The following is a 15,559-nucleotide window of genomic DNA, read 5'->3' on the forward strand; positions in this document are numbered from 1 at the left end:
CTATCTTCCCCGCAGCCGCTCAGCGGCATATGTTGTCGCCCACAACATATGCGCGACGGTGCGCCGGGACCCTCCGGATCACCGCCCCGCAGGCCCGAGACAGCAACCGTCGACGGCCGCTCGTCACCAATGCTTGGATCCGGAAGGAACGAGGATGCGCAGCAGAACCCTTACCCTCCTCGCCGCCACGGTGAGCACCGGCCTGGTGCTCACCGCTTGCGGTGCCAACAGTTCAGACAGCGGGGGCACGGGGAGCAACTCCGCTTCCTCGTCCGCGCCGGCCGCCGCCGGCGGCGCCAGCGGCAAGGTCGGCGTCATCCTCCCGGAGACCGCCACCTCGGCGCGCTGGGAGGCTTTCGACAAGCCGATGCTGACGGCCGCGCTGACGGCGCAGGGCTTCGAGGTCGACGTCCAGAACGCCCAGGGCGACAACCAGAAGTTCGCCACCCTGGCCGACGGCTTCATCAGCTCCGGCGTCAAGGTCCTGGTCATCGCCCCCGGTGACCCGGCCGTCGGTGCCGCGGTCGAGGCCAAGGCGAAGACCGCGGGCATCCCGGTCATCGACTACGACCGCCCGAGCCTCGGCGGCTCCGCCGACTACTACGTCTCGTTCGACAACGAGAAGGTCGGCCAGCTGCAGGGCCAGGCCATGGCCGACGCGCTGAAGGCCAAGCCGGGTGCGGGTTTCGTCCAGATCGAGGGCGCCCCGACCGACAACAACGCCACGCTGTTCACCAAGGGCCAGGACTCCGTCCTCGACCCGCTGAACACGGCCGGCACGCTCAAGCGGATCCAGAAGCAGCCGATCAACGACTGGGACAACCAGCTCGGCGGCACGACGTTCGAGCAGATCTTCACCGCCAACGGCGGCAAGGTCGACGGCGTCGTCGCGGCGAACGACGGCCTGGCCGGCGCGGTCATCACCATCCTGAAGAAGAACGGCCTCAACGGGAAGGTCCCGGTCACCGGCCAGGACGCGACCGCCGACGGCCTGATGGCGGTCATGCGCGGCGACCAGTACATGACGGTCTTCAAGCCGATCAAGGAAGAGGCCGAGGCCACCGCCAAGCTGGCCGCCGCCCTCGCCAAGGGTGACACGGCCGGTGCGGACGCGATCGCGACGGCGAAGCTGCACGACCCGAAGAACAACCGCGACATCAAGTCCGTGCTGCTCACCCCGACGACGATCCTGGAGAAGGACGTCAAGACCGTCGTCACCCAGGGCTACGTGAAGGCCGCCGAGATCTGCGGTGGCGACCTCGCCGCCAAGTGCACCTCGCTCGGCATCTCCTGAGCCGCCCGCTCTACCCATGAACAGCCGGGCCGGGACGCGCACCCCGACGGCGCGTCCCGGCCCGGTCCCCACCCAGGAGTAAAGCCAGCCATGAGTGAGCCCATCCTCGAGATCAAGGGCCTGAACAAGAGCTTCGGCCCCGTCCACGTCCTCCACGACGTGGACTTCGACGTGCGTGCGGGCGAAGTGACCGCCCTGGTCGGCGACAACGGCGCCGGCAAGTCGACCCTCGTCAAGTGCATCGCCGGCATCCACCCGTACGACTCGGGGGCCGTGCGGTTCAACGGGCAGGACGCCCACATCCGGGGGCCGAAGGACGCCGCCGACCTCGGCATCGAGGTCGTCTACCAGGACCTCGCGCTCGCCGACAACCTCGACATCGTGCAGAACATGTTCCTCGGCCGTGAGCGCGGGAGCAGCTGGAAGCTGGACGAAGCCAGCATGGAGAAGGCCGCGCGCGAGACGCTGGCCTCCCTTTCGGTGCGGACCGTGAAGTCGGTCCGGACGCCGGTCTCCTCGCTCTCCGGTGGCCAGCGCCAGACGGTGGCCATCGCCAAGTCGGTCCTGTGGAACAGCAAGGTCGTCGTCCTGGACGAGCCGACCGCCGCCCTCGGCGTCGCCCAGACCCGGCAGGTGCTGGACCTCGTCCGCCGCCTGGCCGAGCAGGGGCTCGGGGTCGTGCTGATCAGCCACAACATGGCCGACGTGTTCGAGGTCGCCGACCGCATCTCCGTCCTCTACCTCGGCCGGCTCGTCGCCGAGGTGCACACGAAGGACGTCAGCCACGGCCAGATCGTGGAACTGATCACCGCGGGTCGCTCCGGTGACCTCGGCCTGGCCCGGCCCGAAGCCGTGGTCCTGTGAGCGGGAAGAAAGAACCGGAAATGACTGAATCCCCTGCGAAGCACGAGGTCGACACCCCGGCCGCGGAAGCGCTCGCGCAGACCCAGAACCCGACCGCGGCGATCACCGACTTCGGCATCGACACGACATCGATGTCAACCGGCGAAGCGCTGCGTGACTACTTCGCCCGCCTCCGGGCCGGTGAGCTCGGCTCCCTGCCGTCGTTGTTCGGCCTGCTCGTGCTGGTGATCCTGTTCAGCGCGCTGTCGGACAACTTCTTCACGCTGGCCAACATCGCCAACGTGTTCCCGCAGGGCGCGGGCGTGATCATCATCGCGATGGGCATCGTCTTCGTGCTGCTGCTCGGCGAGATCGACCTCGCCGCCGGTGTGGCCTCCGGCACCGCCGCGTCGGTGATGGCCCTGCACTACGTGCACGCCGGGAACCTGCTGGGCACCTTGGGCTCCGGCGTGTTCGTCACGTTCATCGCGGTCCTCGCCGCGGCCATGCTGCTCTCGGCCTACCAGCGGATCTGGGGCGGCGCCGCGCTGTCGCTGGTCGGCCTGCTGATCGTCGCGATCGGCGTCCCGGCCAACGCCTGGCTGGAGATCCTGCTGGCCATCTGCGTCGGCACCGCGATCGGCTGCATCACCGGCTTCCTGGTGTCGAAGATCGGCATGCCGTCCTTCGTCGTGACGCTGGCGCTGTTCATCGTGTGGCAGGGCGTCCTGCTGCAGTTCATCGGTGAAGGCGGCACGATCGGCATCACCAACTCCGACGTCCTGTACAAGATCGCCAACGGCAACCTGAACGTCGTCGGCAGCTGGATCTTCTTCCTCGTGGCCGCCGGCGGGTTCGCGGTGATCACGCTGCTCAGCCACTTCCGGCGGCTCCAGCGCGGCCTGGTCGTCCAGCCGACGACGCTGGTGCTGGTCAAGGTCGGCGCGCTCGTCGTGCTGTCGGCGCTGGGAACCTGGCTGCTGACGGTCAACCGCTCGCCGAACAAGGCGGTCGTCACGATCCAGGGCATCCCGTACGTCATCCCGATCATGCTGGTGCTCCTGGTGGCCGGGACCTACGTGCTCAACCGGACCAAGTACGGCCGGTACGTGTACGCGGTCGGCGGCAACAAGGAAGCCGCCCGCCGCGCCGGTATCGACGTGCCGAAGATCCGCGCGAGCGTGTTCGTCATCGGCTCGGCGGTCGCGGCCATCGGCGGCATCGTCGCCGCGTCGAAGGTCGGCTCGGTCAGCCCGCAGTCCGGTGGCCTCAACACGCTGCTGTACTCGGTCGGCGCGGCCGTCATCGGTGGTACGTCGCTGTTCGGCGGCAAGGGCCGGGTGGCCGACGCCGTCGTCGGTGGCCTGGTGATCGCCGTGGTCATCAACGGCCTGGGCCTGCTCAAGCAGCCGGCCGCGGTGGTCAACATCGTCACCGGTCTGGTCCTGCTGCTCGCCGCCACGGTCGACGCGCTGTCCCGGCGCCGCGCGGCTGCGTCGGCGCGCTGAACCAGCATGGAATGATAAAGCCCGTGTCCAGCTCACCCGTTGCTCGACCGGACGAGGTGCGCCGGCACAACCGCACTACTCTGCTCCGCCTGCTGCACGTCGGCGGGCCGAGCACCCGGGCGACCCTGGCTTCCGAGCTGGGGCTCAACCGGAGCACGATCAAGACCCTCGTCGACGGGCTCGCCGAAGCCGGTGTCGTCGAGGAGAAGGTGCCGAGGCCGGGACGAGGGGCGGGCCGCCCCTCGCTCCTGGTCCTGCCCCAGCCGCACGCGGCGGTCGTGCTCGCGGTCGACCTGCAGGTCGAGCACGTCGCGCTCGCGCTGGTCGGGCTGGGCGGGCAGATCCTGGGCCGCAACAGCTGGAACCTGCGCGGCCGGATGGGTCAGCCCGACGAGGTCATCACGCACGTCATCGAGTCGGCGTCCCTGCTGGCCGGCGACCTCGACGTGACGCCGGTGGCGGTCGGGGTGTCGGTGCCCGGCGTCATCCGGCGCGCCGACGGGTACGTGCACGAGGCCCCGAACCTGCGCTGGACCGACGTCGCGCTCGGCGAGCGGCTCGGCAGCGTCCTGCAGATCCCGATCCTGGTCGGCAACGACGCCGAGTTCGGCGCGGTCGCCGAGCACCTGCGCGGCGCGGCCCGCGGGGCGTCCGACGTGGTCTACATCTCGGCGGACGTCGGCGTCGGCGGCGGCGTCATCGCGGAGGGCTCGGCGCTGCGCGGCGGCTCGGGCTACGTCGGCGAAATCGGGCACATGGTGATCCGCCCGGACGGCCGGGACTGCTACTGCGGCAGCAGTGGCTGCTGGGAGACCGAGGTCGGCGAAGCGGCGCTGTGCCGGGCCCTCGGGCTGCCGGAGGACACCCCGCGTGGTGCGATCCTGTTCGAGCTGCGCGAGCTCGGCCGGGACTCGGAGGCGGCGCTGACGCGGCTCGCGGAGTTCGCCGAGTGGCTGACGCTGGGGCTGATCAACGTCGTCAACCTGCTCGGGCCGCAGCTGGTGATCCTCGGCGACCTGCTGACGGTGCTGCCGGAGGCGGTGCTGCGGCACGTCGGTGCCGAGGTGCGGCGGCGCAGCCTGGTGAGCCGGGCGGTCGGCGGCACCCGGATCGTCAGCTCGGCGCTGGGCGCCGACGTGAAGCTGCTGGGGGCCGCGGAAGTGGCGTTCGAAGTCGTGCTGGATTCTGTCTGATTTCTTGTCCGATTACGTGACCACAATCACGGCATTCCGCGGCCGGACCGTGACATAGGGCACGCACTTTGCAAGTTGCAGACGGGGCAGGTTTCAAAAATGCGAAGGCGGCCAGTGCCTGTGCGCACTGGCCGCCTTCGCGTGTTCTGACGTTGTTACCGCTGGATGTCGGCGGACAGTTCCTTGAGCTTGGCCTCGTGCTCGCGGGCGTGGTGCCCGCAGAAGAGAAGCTCGCCGCCCTTGAGGACGGCGCGTACCTGAGCTGCGGCCCCGCACCGGTCACAGCGGTCGGCGGCGGTCAGTTCGGGGCGGGTGAGCGTCGGCGTTGTCATGGGGGTCTCCCTCCGTCCCGGCACCGGTTGCCCGGTGCCATCGATCCAGCTACGCCCACTTCGGGACTGACCCGGCGGCGGCGATCGCCTCCGGCTCCGCGGTGTTCGTGCTTCCACTCTTCCAGACGTTTCGCGGCTCGCAAGTGTTCCCGCGCCGGTGGGACCTGAGTCACGCCGATTTACCCCGGATGCCGTAACCGCATCCCGCAATGCAGGAGACGATTACCCGGAGAGTTACGTTTTCCGTGGTCAGGCACCATGGGGTCGTGAGTACGGTGACAACCCCCCGACGGCATTCCGCGGTCCCCGCTCCGCTCTTGTTCGTTCTCAGCGGAATTTCGATGTACGCCGGAGCGGCGGTCGCGGTCGACCTTTTCGGCCACGCGACCCCGGCGGGAGTGGCCTGGCTCCGCTGCCTGGGAGCGGCGGTGGTCCTCCTGGCCTGGCGCCGCCCGTCCCGGGCCGCCTGGCGAGGCCGCAGGCTGGCGCTGGCGATCGTGTTCGGCTTGGTGACGGCGGGCATGAACGTGCTCTTCTACGAGGCGATCGCGAGGCTCCCCCTGGGCACGGCGGTGGCCCTGGAGTTCGCGGGCCCGGTCCTGGTGGCCGCCCTCGGCTCGCGGACGGTCCGGGACGTGCTGGTGCTGGTGCTGGTGGTGTGCGGCGTGGTGGCGATCGCGGACGTCCGGATCGCGGGCTCGTTCGCAGGGGTGGCCTTCGCCCTGGCCGCGGCGGCGGCTTGGGCGGGCTACATCCTGCTGGGCAAGCGGGTGGCGGTGGACGGCGACGGGATCGACAGCCTGGCGATCGGCTTCGCGGTGGCGACGGTGGTGCTGTCGCCGTTGGCGTGGGGGACGGGAGAGGTGTGGTCTTCGCCGCGGATGGTGCTGCTCGGGGTGGGGGTCGGGGTGCTGTCGACGGTGGTGCCCTACGCGCTGGACCAGGTGGTTTTGCGACGCTTGGGCCAGGCTCGGTTCGCGGTGCTGCTGGCGTTGCTGCCGGTGACGGCGGGGGTGATGGGGTTCCTGCTGCTGGGGCAGGTACCTTCGGTGCCGGAGGCGGCGGGGACGTTGGCGGTGGTGGCTGGGGTGGCGCTGCGGGGCCGGGAGGGGACTGGGCGGGCGGTGGAGCCACCGGGGTGAGTGTGGGGCCATCGGGTTCGGCGTGAAGCCACTGGCGGGTCGAGTGTGGAGCCACCGGGCTGAGCCCTTCAGCGGCCGGGCTCGCCGTCGTGGTGGCTTGGCGCCGGCCGGTCCACCTCAGTCGGGCGCTGCCTCGGCCGGAGGGAAGGCACATCCGTCGGGCTGAGTCTGCGGTGCGCCGGCCATGACGAGCCGTTCGGTTCAGGTTTGTGGCGGTCGCCCGTGACGAGCTGTTCGACTCGGGTCCGCGGCGGGGCGCTCTTCGCGAGCCGTCCGGCTCGGTTCGCGGCGGGTCGCTCATGGGGAGCCGCCGGGCCAAAGTTGTGTCGGGCGGCCGCGGCGAGCTTTCGGATCGAGGTAACGGCGGGCTGCTCGTGGCGAGCCGCCGGACAGAGGTTGCGGCGGACCGGCCGTGACGAGCCGCTGGGCTGAGACCCACGGCAGGCCAGCCGGACCGCAGCCGGCCCACCCAGCCTCGGCGCCGCTGTCAGAGGCACACATTCGACCGTGCCCGCCGAGTTGTCCACAGCCCGGCCGTGATGTGGACAATCGGTCTCGGCAGACCCCTTTCCGGGCCGTTTCGTCGGGGCCGCCCGATACGCTGGAGCGGGGCTCGTCCCCCGGGATGGGTGGGGTCTGCTCTGGGCCGGAACTCGGGGCCGGAAGGAGCGGGTGGCCATGACCAAGGCGGCGTCCGCGGCGGCGAAGGACTTCGCTGCTGCCGGGGTGGGGGGTGTTCACCTCGCCTGGGCGGACAACAACGGCATTCCGCGCTCGCGGATCGTTCCCATCGCCGGGCTCGCCGACGCTGCCACCCGTGGTGTCGGGGCCACCTCGCTCTTCGCCGTCTTCGACAGTCATGACGCCATCACCTACGGGCACGCCGGGCTCGCCACGCCGTCCGGGGACATCCGGCTCGTGCCCGTCGTCGAGCGGCTGCGGCGGCTCGCCGGGCAGCCCGCGCTCGCCTGGGCGCCCGTGCGGCAGCTCGGCCGGGACGGGGAGCCTTGGCCCTACTGCCAGCGGGCCGTGCTCGAAGCGCAGGTTGCCGAGGGGGCTCGGCGGGGGCTCGAGTTCCGGGCCGGGTACGAGCTCGAATTCGCCGTCGCTCCCGCGGGCAGCGCCGACGTCGTCACGACGCCCGGGCACCCCGGGCCCGCCTACAGCCCGCACGCCCTCGTGCGGCTCGACGGCTTCGTCGCCGCCCTGCTGCACGACTTCGCCGCCAACGGGCTGCGGATCGGGCAGCTGCACGCCGAGTACGGCGTCGCGCAGGTCGAGCTGTCGCTCGCCGCCACGGATCCGGTGGCCGCCGCCGATGATCAGCTGCTCGCGCGGCAGACCATTCACGCCGCCGCGCACGCGCACGGGCTCGTCGTCAGCTTCGCGCCGCTCGTCGGGCTCGGTGCGGCCGGGAACGGCTGGCACCTGCACACCTCCGTCCGGCGGAAGGGGCGGAACCTCCTCGACGACCTCGCCGGCGACGGGGCCGGCTACCTCGCCGGGCTGCTGCGCGACCTGCCGGCGCTGACGGCGATCACCGCGCCGAGCGTTCCGTCCACCCTGCGGCTGCGGCCCGGCTACTTCGCGGGCGCGTACGCGTTCTGGGGCGTCGAAAACCGCGAAGCGCCGCTGCGGTACGTCCCCGGCTCGCCGCTGCTCGGCGCCGGCCACGCGAACGTCGAGCTCAAGACGTCCGACGCCTCCGCCAACCCGTACCTCGCGCTGGCGGTGGTGCTGGCCGCCGGGATGGCGGGCATCGAAGACGCCCCGGCGCTGCCCGAGCCGATCGCCGAAGACCCGGGCGGCTGGACGGCGGGGGAGCGGGAGACGCGCGGCGTGCGCCGCCTGCCGGCCGACACCGCCGAACAGGACGCCGCGCTGCTCGCCACGCCGCGGATCGCCGACGTGCTCGGCGACGACCTGCTGGGCGCCTTCCGCGCCGTCCGGGCGTCCGACGCGGCGTGGGCGGCCGAACGCTCGGCCGACGAGATCGTCGCCGCACACCTGTGGCGTTATTGAAGGCTGGGATGATGACCCCACGGAATCCGGGAAGCCACTGAGGGGACCGATGTCTTCGGGGATCGACGGCGGGCAGCTCGACCTGTCCGGGGTGCGCTGGCTGCCGGGCGGGGCCCGCCTGGCCGCGGTGGCCCAGGCGGAGCTGCCCCAGAAGGACGGCCTGGCCGCGGCGTTCTGCAGCCTCGCGGCGCTGCGGGCGGCCGGTCTCGACGTGCTCGACCAAGACGCCGTCGCCGCGGCCGCGGGCACCGTCCGCGGACCGGTCGTGCGCCCGCCGGGCGAGGCGGGCCGGGCCGGGTTCCGGTTGCCGCTGCCGGGCGTCGACGACCCGGCCGCCGCCGGCACGAGGGTCTCCGGGCTGGCCTCGGCCGTCGGCTCGCTGTCGCGCGGCGCTCTCACGGCCGTGCCGGTGACGGGGGCGTGGACCACCGAGGCGCTCTTCGACCTGCTGGTCGGGCTGTGGGACGTCCCGCGCGTCGCGGTGATCGCCCGGATCGACGGCGCCGAGCTCGGCGCCCACGACACCCCGGAACGCGCGCTGCTCGACTACCTCGACACCGGCGTCCCGCCCCTCTGGACGTCCCGCTGGCGCCCGCCCGGCGGCCACTTCGTGCTCCTGGCCGGGATCCGGATCGGCGCCGAAGGCACCCTGGTGTCCGTTGTGGACACTTACGCGTCGCTGGGGGACAACGGGATCCACGACCAGCCGGTCGAATGGGTGACGGCGGCGCTGACCGGGCTCGGCGTCCTCGTGGTCGTCGACACCGAGCAGGCCGGCGTGGTGCGCGAGGCGGCGGGCGTCGCCGGGCTCAGTCCGTCTCCTTGGGACTAGCCGCGGCCTCGGGGGCGAAGCGGGAGTGCCGCCGGCCGTAGGCGAAGTAGATCACCAGGCCGATCACCAGCCACGCGGCGAACCGGATCCACGTCAGCACGTTGAGGTTGAGCATCAGGTACAGGCACGCCAGCGCGGCCACGATCGGGATCACCGGCGAGAACGGCACGGAGAACGGCCGGTCCAGGTCGGGACGGCGGCGCCGCAGCACGGGGACGGCCACCGCCACGATGATCATCGCCGACAGCGCGCCGATGCTCACCATGTCGGCCAGCTCGGAGATCGGGATGAACGCGGCCAGCACGGCGATCAGCGCCGCGCCGCCGATCGTCATCCGGTGCGGGGTGCCCCAGCGCGGGTGCGTCCGGCCGAGCGCCTTCGGCAGCAGGCCATCACGGCCCATCGCGAACCCGATCCGCCCGATCGTCACCAGCTCGACCATCATCACCGACGTCAGGCCGGTCACCGCGCCGAGCGAGATCAGCGCGCCCACCCAGTGCTGGCCGACCCGGTCGAACGCGTCCGCCAGCGGCGCGCCCGTGTCGATGTCGGTGAACGGGATCATGCCGGTCAGCACGATCGACACGCCGATGTAGAGCAGCGCGCACACGCCGAGCGCGCCCAGGATGCCGACCCGGAGGTCCTTGCGCGGGTTCAGCGTCTCCTCGCCGAGGTTCGCGAGGGCTTCGAAACCGGTGTAGGCGAAGAACACGACCGCCGCGGCGGTGACCATGCCGGCGATGCCGTACACCGACTGTTCGAGCCCCAGCGCGGCCTGGACGATGGGTTGTTCGAGCACCGTCGTCCCGGCCTCGGGAGCCTGGGCCGGCGGGATGAACGGCGTCAGGTTGGCGCCCTTGACGAAGAACAGGCCGACCGCGAGCACCAGCACGCAGACGGCGACCTTCACGCACACCAGCAGGTTGGTCAGCCAGGCCGACTCCTTGATCCCCAGCACGGCGACGACGGTCAGCACGGCGATGATGAGCACCGCGCCGACGTTGACCTTCGCGTCTTCGCCGAACCACTCCGGCGACAGCCCGAGCAGGTTCGCGAGGTACCCCGACCAGCCCCGAGACACCACGGCGGCGCCGAGCGCGAACTCCAGCAGGAGGTCCCAGCCGATGATCCAGGCGAACACCTCCCCGAGGGTGGCGAAGGCGTAGGTGTAAGCGCTTCCCGCCGTCGGGACGCTGGAAGCGAGCTCGGCGTAGCACAGCGCCGCGAGCCCGGCGACGACCGCGCCGAGCACGAACGACAGCGTCACCGCCGGCCCGGCGTGCGTCTTCGCCTCGACGCCCGCGAGGGTGAAGATGCCGGTGCCGATGATGATCCCGACGCCGAACCCGACCAGGTCGCGTCCGCGCAGCCGCCGCTTGAGCTCACCGGAGTCCTGGCGGGCCAGGACCTCGTCCACGTTCAGCGTTCTCCGCACACCCATGAGGAGAAGTTAGAAGGTCACGGGGGTTTTCGCAGATCGGCAACGACCAGCCCGTTTTCCTGCGCGAGGATCGCCGCGTGGACCCGGGAGCGCAGGCCGAGCTTGCCCAGCACGCGCGAGACGTGCGTCTTGACGGTGGTCTCGCCGATGTACAGCCGGGTGCCGATCTGGTAGTTGGACAGCCCCTCGCCGAGGCAGGCGAGCACCTCGCGTTCGCGCTCGGTGAGGGTGCACAGGCCCTGGGGTGCCGGGGCCGGGCCGCGGGTGGCCGCGGCGAAGGCGCTGATCAGCCGCCTCGTGATCTGCGGGGCGAGCACGCCTTCCCCGGCCGCGACGAGCTTCACGGCCTCGATCAGTCGCGGCGCCGCCACCGACTTGAGCAGGAATCCGGCGGCGCCCGCCCGCAGCGCGCCGTCCACGTACTCCTCGAGGTCGAACGTGGTGAGCACGAGGACCTGCGTGAGCCCTTCGGCGACCAGCTGCCGGGTGGCGGTGATCCCGTCGGTGCCCGGCATCTGGACGTCCATCAGCGTGACGTCCGGGCGGAGGGCGCGGGCCTGCCGCACGGCGGACGCGCCGTCGGCGGCTTCACCGACGACTTCGATGCCCTCGGCGTGGTTGAGGATGGTGCTGAGGCCGAACCGGACCGCGTCGTGGTCGTCGGCGATGAGGACGGTGACGGTCATCGGGGATCGCTCACCGGCAATTCCGCGCGGACCAGCCAGCCCTCGCCCTCCGGGCCGGCGGTGAGCTTGCCGCCCACGGCGTCGGCCCGTTCGCGCATGTTCAGCAGGCCCGTTCCGGTGCCGCTGCCGTCCTTCGGGTGGTGGACGTCGTTGCGGACCTCGACCGCGAGGACGCCGTCGAGGTAGCAGACGTCGACGTCGACCTTCCCGCCCGGGGCGTGCTTGACCGCGTTGGTCAGTGCCTCCTGCGTGATCCGGTACGCGGTCAGGTCGACCGCCGCCGGCAGGGGTACCTGGGTGTCCACAGTGGATCCGAGGTTGACGTCCAGGCCGCTTGCCCGCGCCGACTCGACCAGCCCGGCCAGTTCCGCCAGCCGGGAAGGCACGGTCGTCGCCGCGCGCCCGCTCTCGGTTTTGAGCAACCCGATCATCGTGCGCATTTCCTCCAGGGCGCTCACGCTGTTTTCCCGTACGGACTCCAGCACCGTCCTCGCCAGCCTCGGGTCCGGTAGCGACAGCGCCGCTTCCGATTGGATCGCGATGGCCGAAAGGTGGCCGGCGATCACGTCGTGCAGGTCGCGCGCCATCCGCCCGCGCTCGGCCGCGACCGCCGCCCGCCGATCCAGCTCCGCGATCTTCGCCAGCTGCACCGCGTTGGCCCGCTCGGTGTCGGCGATGTCGCGCTGCTGCCGGACGTTCGCCGCCCACCACACCGGTGTCACGACGAACGGCAGCACGCTCACCGCGGCCAGCACCGCCGTGCGCCATTCCTGCGCCAGCAGCAGCACCGCGGCGAGCACGCCCACCACCGACACCGCGGCGACGCCGATCATCACCCGGCTGGTGCGCCGGGAGCCGTACAGCGTCGCCGCGTACAGGAAGTCGGTGTAGACGATCAGCACCGGCAGCGACGGGCCCAGCCAGATGTCCGCTGCGAGCACCGCCGTCGCCAGCAGCAGCGCGCCCGGCACCCACCGCCGCAGCAGCTCCAGCCCGCACAGCGCGGTGAGCTCCAGCAGCCGCACCCACAGCGGGGCGTGGTCGTACCCCGCCAGCACCCGGTGGATGCCGGCCGCGTAGACGCCGAAGCCGATCGCCCCCGTGGCGAGGGCGATCAGGGCGTCCTGCTGCCACACCGGCAGCGAGCGAAGGCGAGGGAACTGCATGTGATCATCCCAGCACACCCGGTGCCGGGTCCGCGTCCTACGAAGTGATGACGCCCGGTCCTCCCTTCCGACGACGCGTCGGAGCCGCGGCCTGGGAGAGCGTGGAGGGGTGAACGGAATTGGGGAGTTCTTCTCGGAGAACCCGATGGCGGTCGTGATCGCGGCGGGCGAGATCGGGTTCTGGGTGGTCATCGCGGCCGGGCTGGCCGTGCGGTACGTGCTGCGGGCGCGCCGGGCGTCGGCGGTGCTGCTGGCGACGGTGCCGCTGATCGACGTCGTAGTGCTGGTGGCGACGGCCGCCGACCTGGCGGGCGGGGCGAAGGCGAACTTCACCCACGGCCTCGCGGCGGTGTACCTGGGGTTCAGCGTCGTGTTCGGGCCGAGCCTGGTCCGCTGGGCCGACGAGCGGTTCGCGCACCGGTTCGCCGGCGGGCCGCCACCACCACCGGAACGGCGAGGGCGGGAGAAGGCGCGGCACGAGTGGCGCGAGTTCTTCAAGTGCCTGCTGGCCTGCGGGCTCGCGGCGGTGGCGCTGCTGGCGGCGATCTGGGCGATCGGCACGCCGGAGCAGGTCGCGCCGCTGTGGGGGTGGTTCCCGCGGCTCGGCACGGTGACGGTGATCTGGCTGGTCACCGGCCCGGTCTGGGAGGAGCTTTTCGGGAAGCGCGAGGAGGTGCGGTCGTGATCGAGCTGCTCGGGATCCTGCTGGTGGTCCAGGGCGCGGGTGGCTTGCTGAACCGGCTGCTCGGGGCGGGCTCGCCGAGCTGGTTCGTCCAGCTGCACGTGCTACCGCCCTCGCTGCACGTGGCGGCGAGCGTGGTGATGGTCCTCGGCGGGGCGGTGGTGCTGTTCGCGATCCGGGCGAAGAGGGGGAGCGGGTGAGAAGGGAGGTGAGCGCGGCCGGGAACCGAGTGAGAGGAGAGAGTGCGGTGGACACAGAGGACGGCGCGGCCGAGGGTGCCGGAACACCTGGGGCGCGGCCCGCCGCGTCACGGCGCCGGGGCGCGCACACCGGGTTCGGCCCCGGTCGCCGACCGGCCGCCGGGGTGACGTCCGTCCGTGTGGATGGCGGGGACGGCCCGGTACCGGAATGCTGGGGCCGTGCCCGATGAGATTGCCGCCCGCCGTGTCCTGCAGGAGCTTGCCGACCGGTATGGCGTTGCCACCCGGTACGAGAACGCCGATCAGGTCTGGGTCGACGTGGACGACGAGGTCGTCGCCGCCGTTCTCCGGCAGTTCGGGGTCGATCCCACCAGCGACGAAGCCGTGGCCGAGACCGGTGCGCTGCCGCCGACGATCGTCGTCAAGGAGGGCGCCACCCGGCCGTTGCCCGGGGACGCCGAGGTCGTTCTCGAGGACGGGACGCGGCGCCCGGCCCCCGGGGAACTGCCCGGTGATCTGCCGCTCGGCTGGCACCGGGTGGTGACCGCCGAACAGGACGTCGTGCTCGCCGTCGTGCCCGCGAAGCTGCCGGTCGTCAAGCCCGCGTGGGGCTGGATGCTGCAGCTGTACTCCCTGCACTCGCCCGGGTCGTGGGGCATCGGGGACTACGCCGACCTCGCCACCTTCGCCGCGCGGTCGGCCGCCGAGCTGGATGCCGGGGTGCTGCTCGTCAACCCCGTGCAGGCGATCAGTCCCGCGCACCCCGTCGAGCGGTCGCCCTACTCGCCCGCGAGCCGGCGGTTCGCCAATCCCGTCTACCTGCGCGTCACCGCCACCGAGACGTTCGCGAAGGCCGACGTGGCGACGCGGGAGGCCGTCGAGTCGCTGGCGCCGGACCGGGAAGGCGACCTGATCGACTACGACGCCGTCTGGACGGCGAAGCGGGCCGCGCTCGAACTGCTCTGGCCGCACCGGGCCGAGGAGGTGCCCGAAGACCCTGACCTGCGGGAGTTCGCGCTCTTCTGCGCGCTCGCCGAACAGCACGGCGCCGACTGGCGGGACTGGCCCGAAGGACTCCGGGACCCCGCCGGGGCCGAGGTCGAAAAGGCTCGCGAAGAGCTGAAAGACCGTGTGGCCTTCCACGGCTGGCTGCAGCACCTGTGCCGGGTCCAGCTGGAAGCCGCGCGAAAGGCCGCGCGGGACGCCGGGATGACCGTCGGGATCGTGCACGACCTGCCGGTCGGGGTGCACCCCGGCGGAGCGGACACCTGGGCGGTGCGGGACGTCTTCGCCGCCGACGTGCGGGTGGGCGCGCCGCCGGACGCGTTCAACCAGCAGGGGCAGGACTGGAACCTGCCGCCGTGGCGGCCGGACAAGCTGGCCGAGGCCGGGTACGCGCCGTTCCGGGACGTCATCCGGGGCGTCCTGCGGTACGCCGACGGCATCCGCGTCGACCACATCGCCGGGCTCTGGCGGCTCTGGTGGATCCCGCCGGGCGAGCCCGCGCACCGCGGCACGTACGTGCACTACGACGCCGAGGCGATGGTCGGCGTGCTCGCGCTCGAGGCGCACCGTGCGGGCGCCGTCGTCGTGGGGGAGGACCTGGGGACCGTCGAGGACGTCGTCACCGAAACCATGCACGAGCGGGGCATGCTCAGCTCCGCCGTCCTGTGGTTCGAACGCGACTGGGACGCGCCGGGCAAGCCGTTCACGCGGCCGGAGAGCTGGGACCCGGACGCGATGGCCAGCATCTCCACGCACGACCTGCCCACCGTCTCGGGCTGGCTGAAGAGCGAGCACGTCCGGGTGCGCGCCGAGCTGGGGCTGCTGGACCGCGGTGCCGACGCCGAGGAAGAAGCGGCCGCGGCCGAGCGCGAAGCGCTGATGGATCTTGTTGCGCGCGAAGGGATTCCGGCGGACGACCCGGTCGTCGCCTTGCACACGCTGCTCGCGAAGGCCGCGTCACGGCTCGTGCTGACGTCGCCGGCCGACGTCGCGGGCCAAGTGCGGCAGCCGAATCTGCCCGGAACCGTCGACCAGTACCCTAACTGGCGGATTCGCCTTCCCGTCAGCGTCGACGGCTTCTTCACCGCGAAGGGGGTCCGCGCCGCGGTCGCGCCGCTGGCCGCGGCACGCCCCTTGCCCGGGTAACGGGTACCGCGCGGCGCACGACTCACGTCCGTCACCACGGACGGCACAAGCACGACCAAGCTCGAGG

The 15,559-nt window shown here is 71.8% G+C and carries 14 protein-coding genes; 10 read left to right on the top strand and 4 right to left on the bottom strand.

What is annotated here, in order from left to right; all coding sequences use genetic code 11:
• Positions 1 to 154: 154 nt before the first annotated feature.
• From ACLJQM_RS22765 to ACLJQM_RS22780, 4 genes are all read left to right on the top strand, one after another.
• Positions 155 to 1,294, top strand: coding sequence for a sugar ABC transporter substrate-binding protein (locus ACLJQM_RS22765; protein ID WP_247011857.1), 1,140 nt, complete (start codon positions 155 to 157; stop codon positions 1,292 to 1,294).
• Between the two features lie 90 nt (positions 1,295 to 1,384).
• On the top strand, positions 1,385 to 2,158 hold the full coding sequence (locus tag ACLJQM_RS22770; protein ID WP_086862680.1) for an ATP-binding cassette domain-containing protein: 774 nt from the start codon (positions 1,385 to 1,387) through the stop codon (positions 2,156 to 2,158).
• A gap of 20 nt (positions 2,159 to 2,178) precedes the next feature.
• Entirely contained in the window at positions 2,179 to 3,645 is a 1,467-nt protein-coding gene (locus tag ACLJQM_RS22775) for a sugar ABC transporter permease (RefSeq protein ID WP_410632696.1), read from the top strand.
• An 11-nt stretch (positions 3,646 to 3,656) separates the two neighbouring features.
• Entirely contained in the window at positions 3,657 to 4,838 is a 1,182-nt protein-coding gene (locus ACLJQM_RS22780) for an ROK family transcriptional regulator (protein WP_247011852.1), read from the top strand.
• A gap of 155 nt (positions 4,839 to 4,993) precedes the next feature.
• On the opposite strand, the gene ACLJQM_RS22785 is transcribed toward ACLJQM_RS22780, so the two are convergent.
• Positions 4,994 to 5,170, bottom strand: a complete 177-nt coding sequence (locus ACLJQM_RS22785; protein ID WP_247011850.1) for a hypothetical protein — start codon at positions 5,168 to 5,170, stop codon at positions 4,994 to 4,996.
• Positions 5,171 to 5,511: 341 nt separating this feature from the next.
• Between ACLJQM_RS22785 and ACLJQM_RS22790 the strand changes: the two genes are divergently transcribed.
• The 3 genes from ACLJQM_RS22790 (at position 5,512) to ACLJQM_RS22800 (ending at position 9,166) form a co-directional block, all read left to right on the top strand.
• Complete coding sequence (locus ACLJQM_RS22790) at positions 5,512 to 6,312, top strand: EamA family transporter (protein ID WP_410632697.1); 801 nt, start codon at positions 5,512 to 5,514, stop codon at positions 6,310 to 6,312.
• Positions 6,313 to 6,990: 678 nt separating this feature from the next.
• Complete coding sequence (locus tag ACLJQM_RS22795; RefSeq protein ID WP_410632698.1) at positions 6,991 to 8,334, top strand: glutamine synthetase; 1,344 nt, start codon at positions 6,991 to 6,993, stop codon at positions 8,332 to 8,334.
• 49 nt (positions 8,335 to 8,383) lie between these two features.
• Positions 8,384 to 9,166 carry a DUF6885 family protein gene (locus ACLJQM_RS22800; protein ID WP_410632699.1) on the top strand — a complete coding sequence of 261 codons (783 nt, stop codon included), beginning with the start codon at positions 8,384 to 8,386 and terminating at the stop codon, positions 9,164 to 9,166.
• On the opposite strand, the gene ACLJQM_RS22805 is transcribed toward ACLJQM_RS22800, so the two are convergent.
• From ACLJQM_RS22805 to ACLJQM_RS22815, 3 genes are read right to left on the bottom strand one after another with little or no spacing between them, the layout of a single operon-like run.
• Positions 9,144 to 10,607 (bottom strand): amino acid permease, encoded by a 1,464-nt coding sequence (locus tag ACLJQM_RS22805; RefSeq protein ID WP_360767097.1) that lies wholly within the window; start codon positions 10,605 to 10,607, stop codon positions 9,144 to 9,146. The genes ACLJQM_RS22800 and ACLJQM_RS22805 overlap by 23 nt on opposite strands.
• A gap of 17 nt (positions 10,608 to 10,624) precedes the next feature.
• On the bottom strand, positions 10,625 to 11,293 hold the full coding sequence (locus ACLJQM_RS22810; protein WP_247011840.1) for a response regulator: 669 nt from the start codon (positions 11,291 to 11,293) through the stop codon (positions 10,625 to 10,627).
• The gene (locus ACLJQM_RS22815) at positions 11,290 to 12,459 is read right to left on the bottom strand and encodes a sensor histidine kinase (RefSeq protein ID WP_410632700.1); all 1,170 of its coding nucleotides are present in this window, start codon (positions 12,457 to 12,459) and stop codon (positions 11,290 to 11,292) included. The genes ACLJQM_RS22810 and ACLJQM_RS22815 overlap by 4 nt, the downstream gene beginning before the upstream one ends.
• Positions 12,460 to 12,568: 109 nt before the next feature.
• Here ACLJQM_RS22815 and ACLJQM_RS22820 point away from each other — a divergent pair, with 109 nt between their 5' ends.
• The 3 genes from ACLJQM_RS22820 to malQ all read left to right on the top strand — a co-directional run bounded on the left by ACLJQM_RS22820 (position 12,569) and on the right by malQ (position 15,492).
• Positions 12,569 to 13,144, top strand: a complete 576-nt coding sequence (locus ACLJQM_RS22820; RefSeq protein ID WP_410632701.1) for a hypothetical protein — start codon at positions 12,569 to 12,571, stop codon at positions 13,142 to 13,144.
• Positions 13,141 to 13,341 carry a hypothetical protein gene (locus ACLJQM_RS22825; protein WP_410632703.1) on the top strand — a complete coding sequence of 67 codons (201 nt, stop codon included), beginning with the start codon at positions 13,141 to 13,143 and terminating at the stop codon, positions 13,339 to 13,341. Before ACLJQM_RS22820 ends, ACLJQM_RS22825 begins: the two co-directional genes overlap by 4 nt.
• Before the next feature lie 219 nt (positions 13,342 to 13,560).
• Entirely contained in the window at positions 13,561 to 15,492 is a 1,932-nt protein-coding gene (malQ, locus tag ACLJQM_RS22830) for a 4-alpha-glucanotransferase (protein WP_410632704.1), read from the top strand.
• Positions 15,493 to 15,559 lie beyond the last annotated feature (67 nt).

Origin of the sequence: Amycolatopsis sp. cmx-4-83 (assembly GCF_046548815.1) — a bacterium.
GTDB classification, from domain to species: Bacteria; Actinomycetota; Actinomycetes; order Mycobacteriales; family Pseudonocardiaceae; genus Amycolatopsis; species Amycolatopsis pretoriensis_A.

Coding starts and splice junctions, on each gene's coding strand:
- ACLJQM_RS22810 (WP_247011840.1), bottom strand. CDS start 11,293: ATGACCGTCACCGTCCTCATCGCCGACGACCACGACGCGGTCCGGTTC.
- ACLJQM_RS22800 (WP_410632699.1), top strand. CDS start 8,384: ATGTCTTCGGGGATCGACGGCGGGCAGCTCGACCTGTCCGGGGTGCGC.
- ACLJQM_RS22815 (WP_410632700.1), bottom strand. CDS start 12,459: ATGCAGTTCCCTCGCCTTCGCTCGCTGCCGGTGTGGCAGCAGGACGCC.
- ACLJQM_RS22765 (WP_247011857.1), top strand. CDS start 155: ATGCGCAGCAGAACCCTTACCCTCCTCGCCGCCACGGTGAGCACCGGC.
- ACLJQM_RS22805 (WP_360767097.1), bottom strand. CDS start 10,607: ATGGGTGTGCGGAGAACGCTGAACGTGGACGAGGTCCTGGCCCGCCAG.
- ACLJQM_RS22790 (WP_410632697.1), top strand. CDS start 5,512: ATGTACGCCGGAGCGGCGGTCGCGGTCGACCTTTTCGGCCACGCGACC.
- ACLJQM_RS22770 (WP_086862680.1), top strand. CDS start 1,385: ATGAGTGAGCCCATCCTCGAGATCAAGGGCCTGAACAAGAGCTTCGGC.
- ACLJQM_RS22785 (WP_247011850.1), bottom strand. CDS start 5,170: ATGACAACGCCGACGCTCACCCGCCCCGAACTGACCGCCGCCGACCGC.
- ACLJQM_RS22795 (WP_410632698.1), top strand. CDS start 6,991: ATGACCAAGGCGGCGTCCGCGGCGGCGAAGGACTTCGCTGCTGCCGGG.
- ACLJQM_RS22780 (WP_247011852.1), top strand. CDS start 3,657: ATGATAAAGCCCGTGTCCAGCTCACCCGTTGCTCGACCGGACGAGGTG.
- ACLJQM_RS22775 (WP_410632696.1), top strand. CDS start 2,179: ATGACTGAATCCCCTGCGAAGCACGAGGTCGACACCCCGGCCGCGGAA.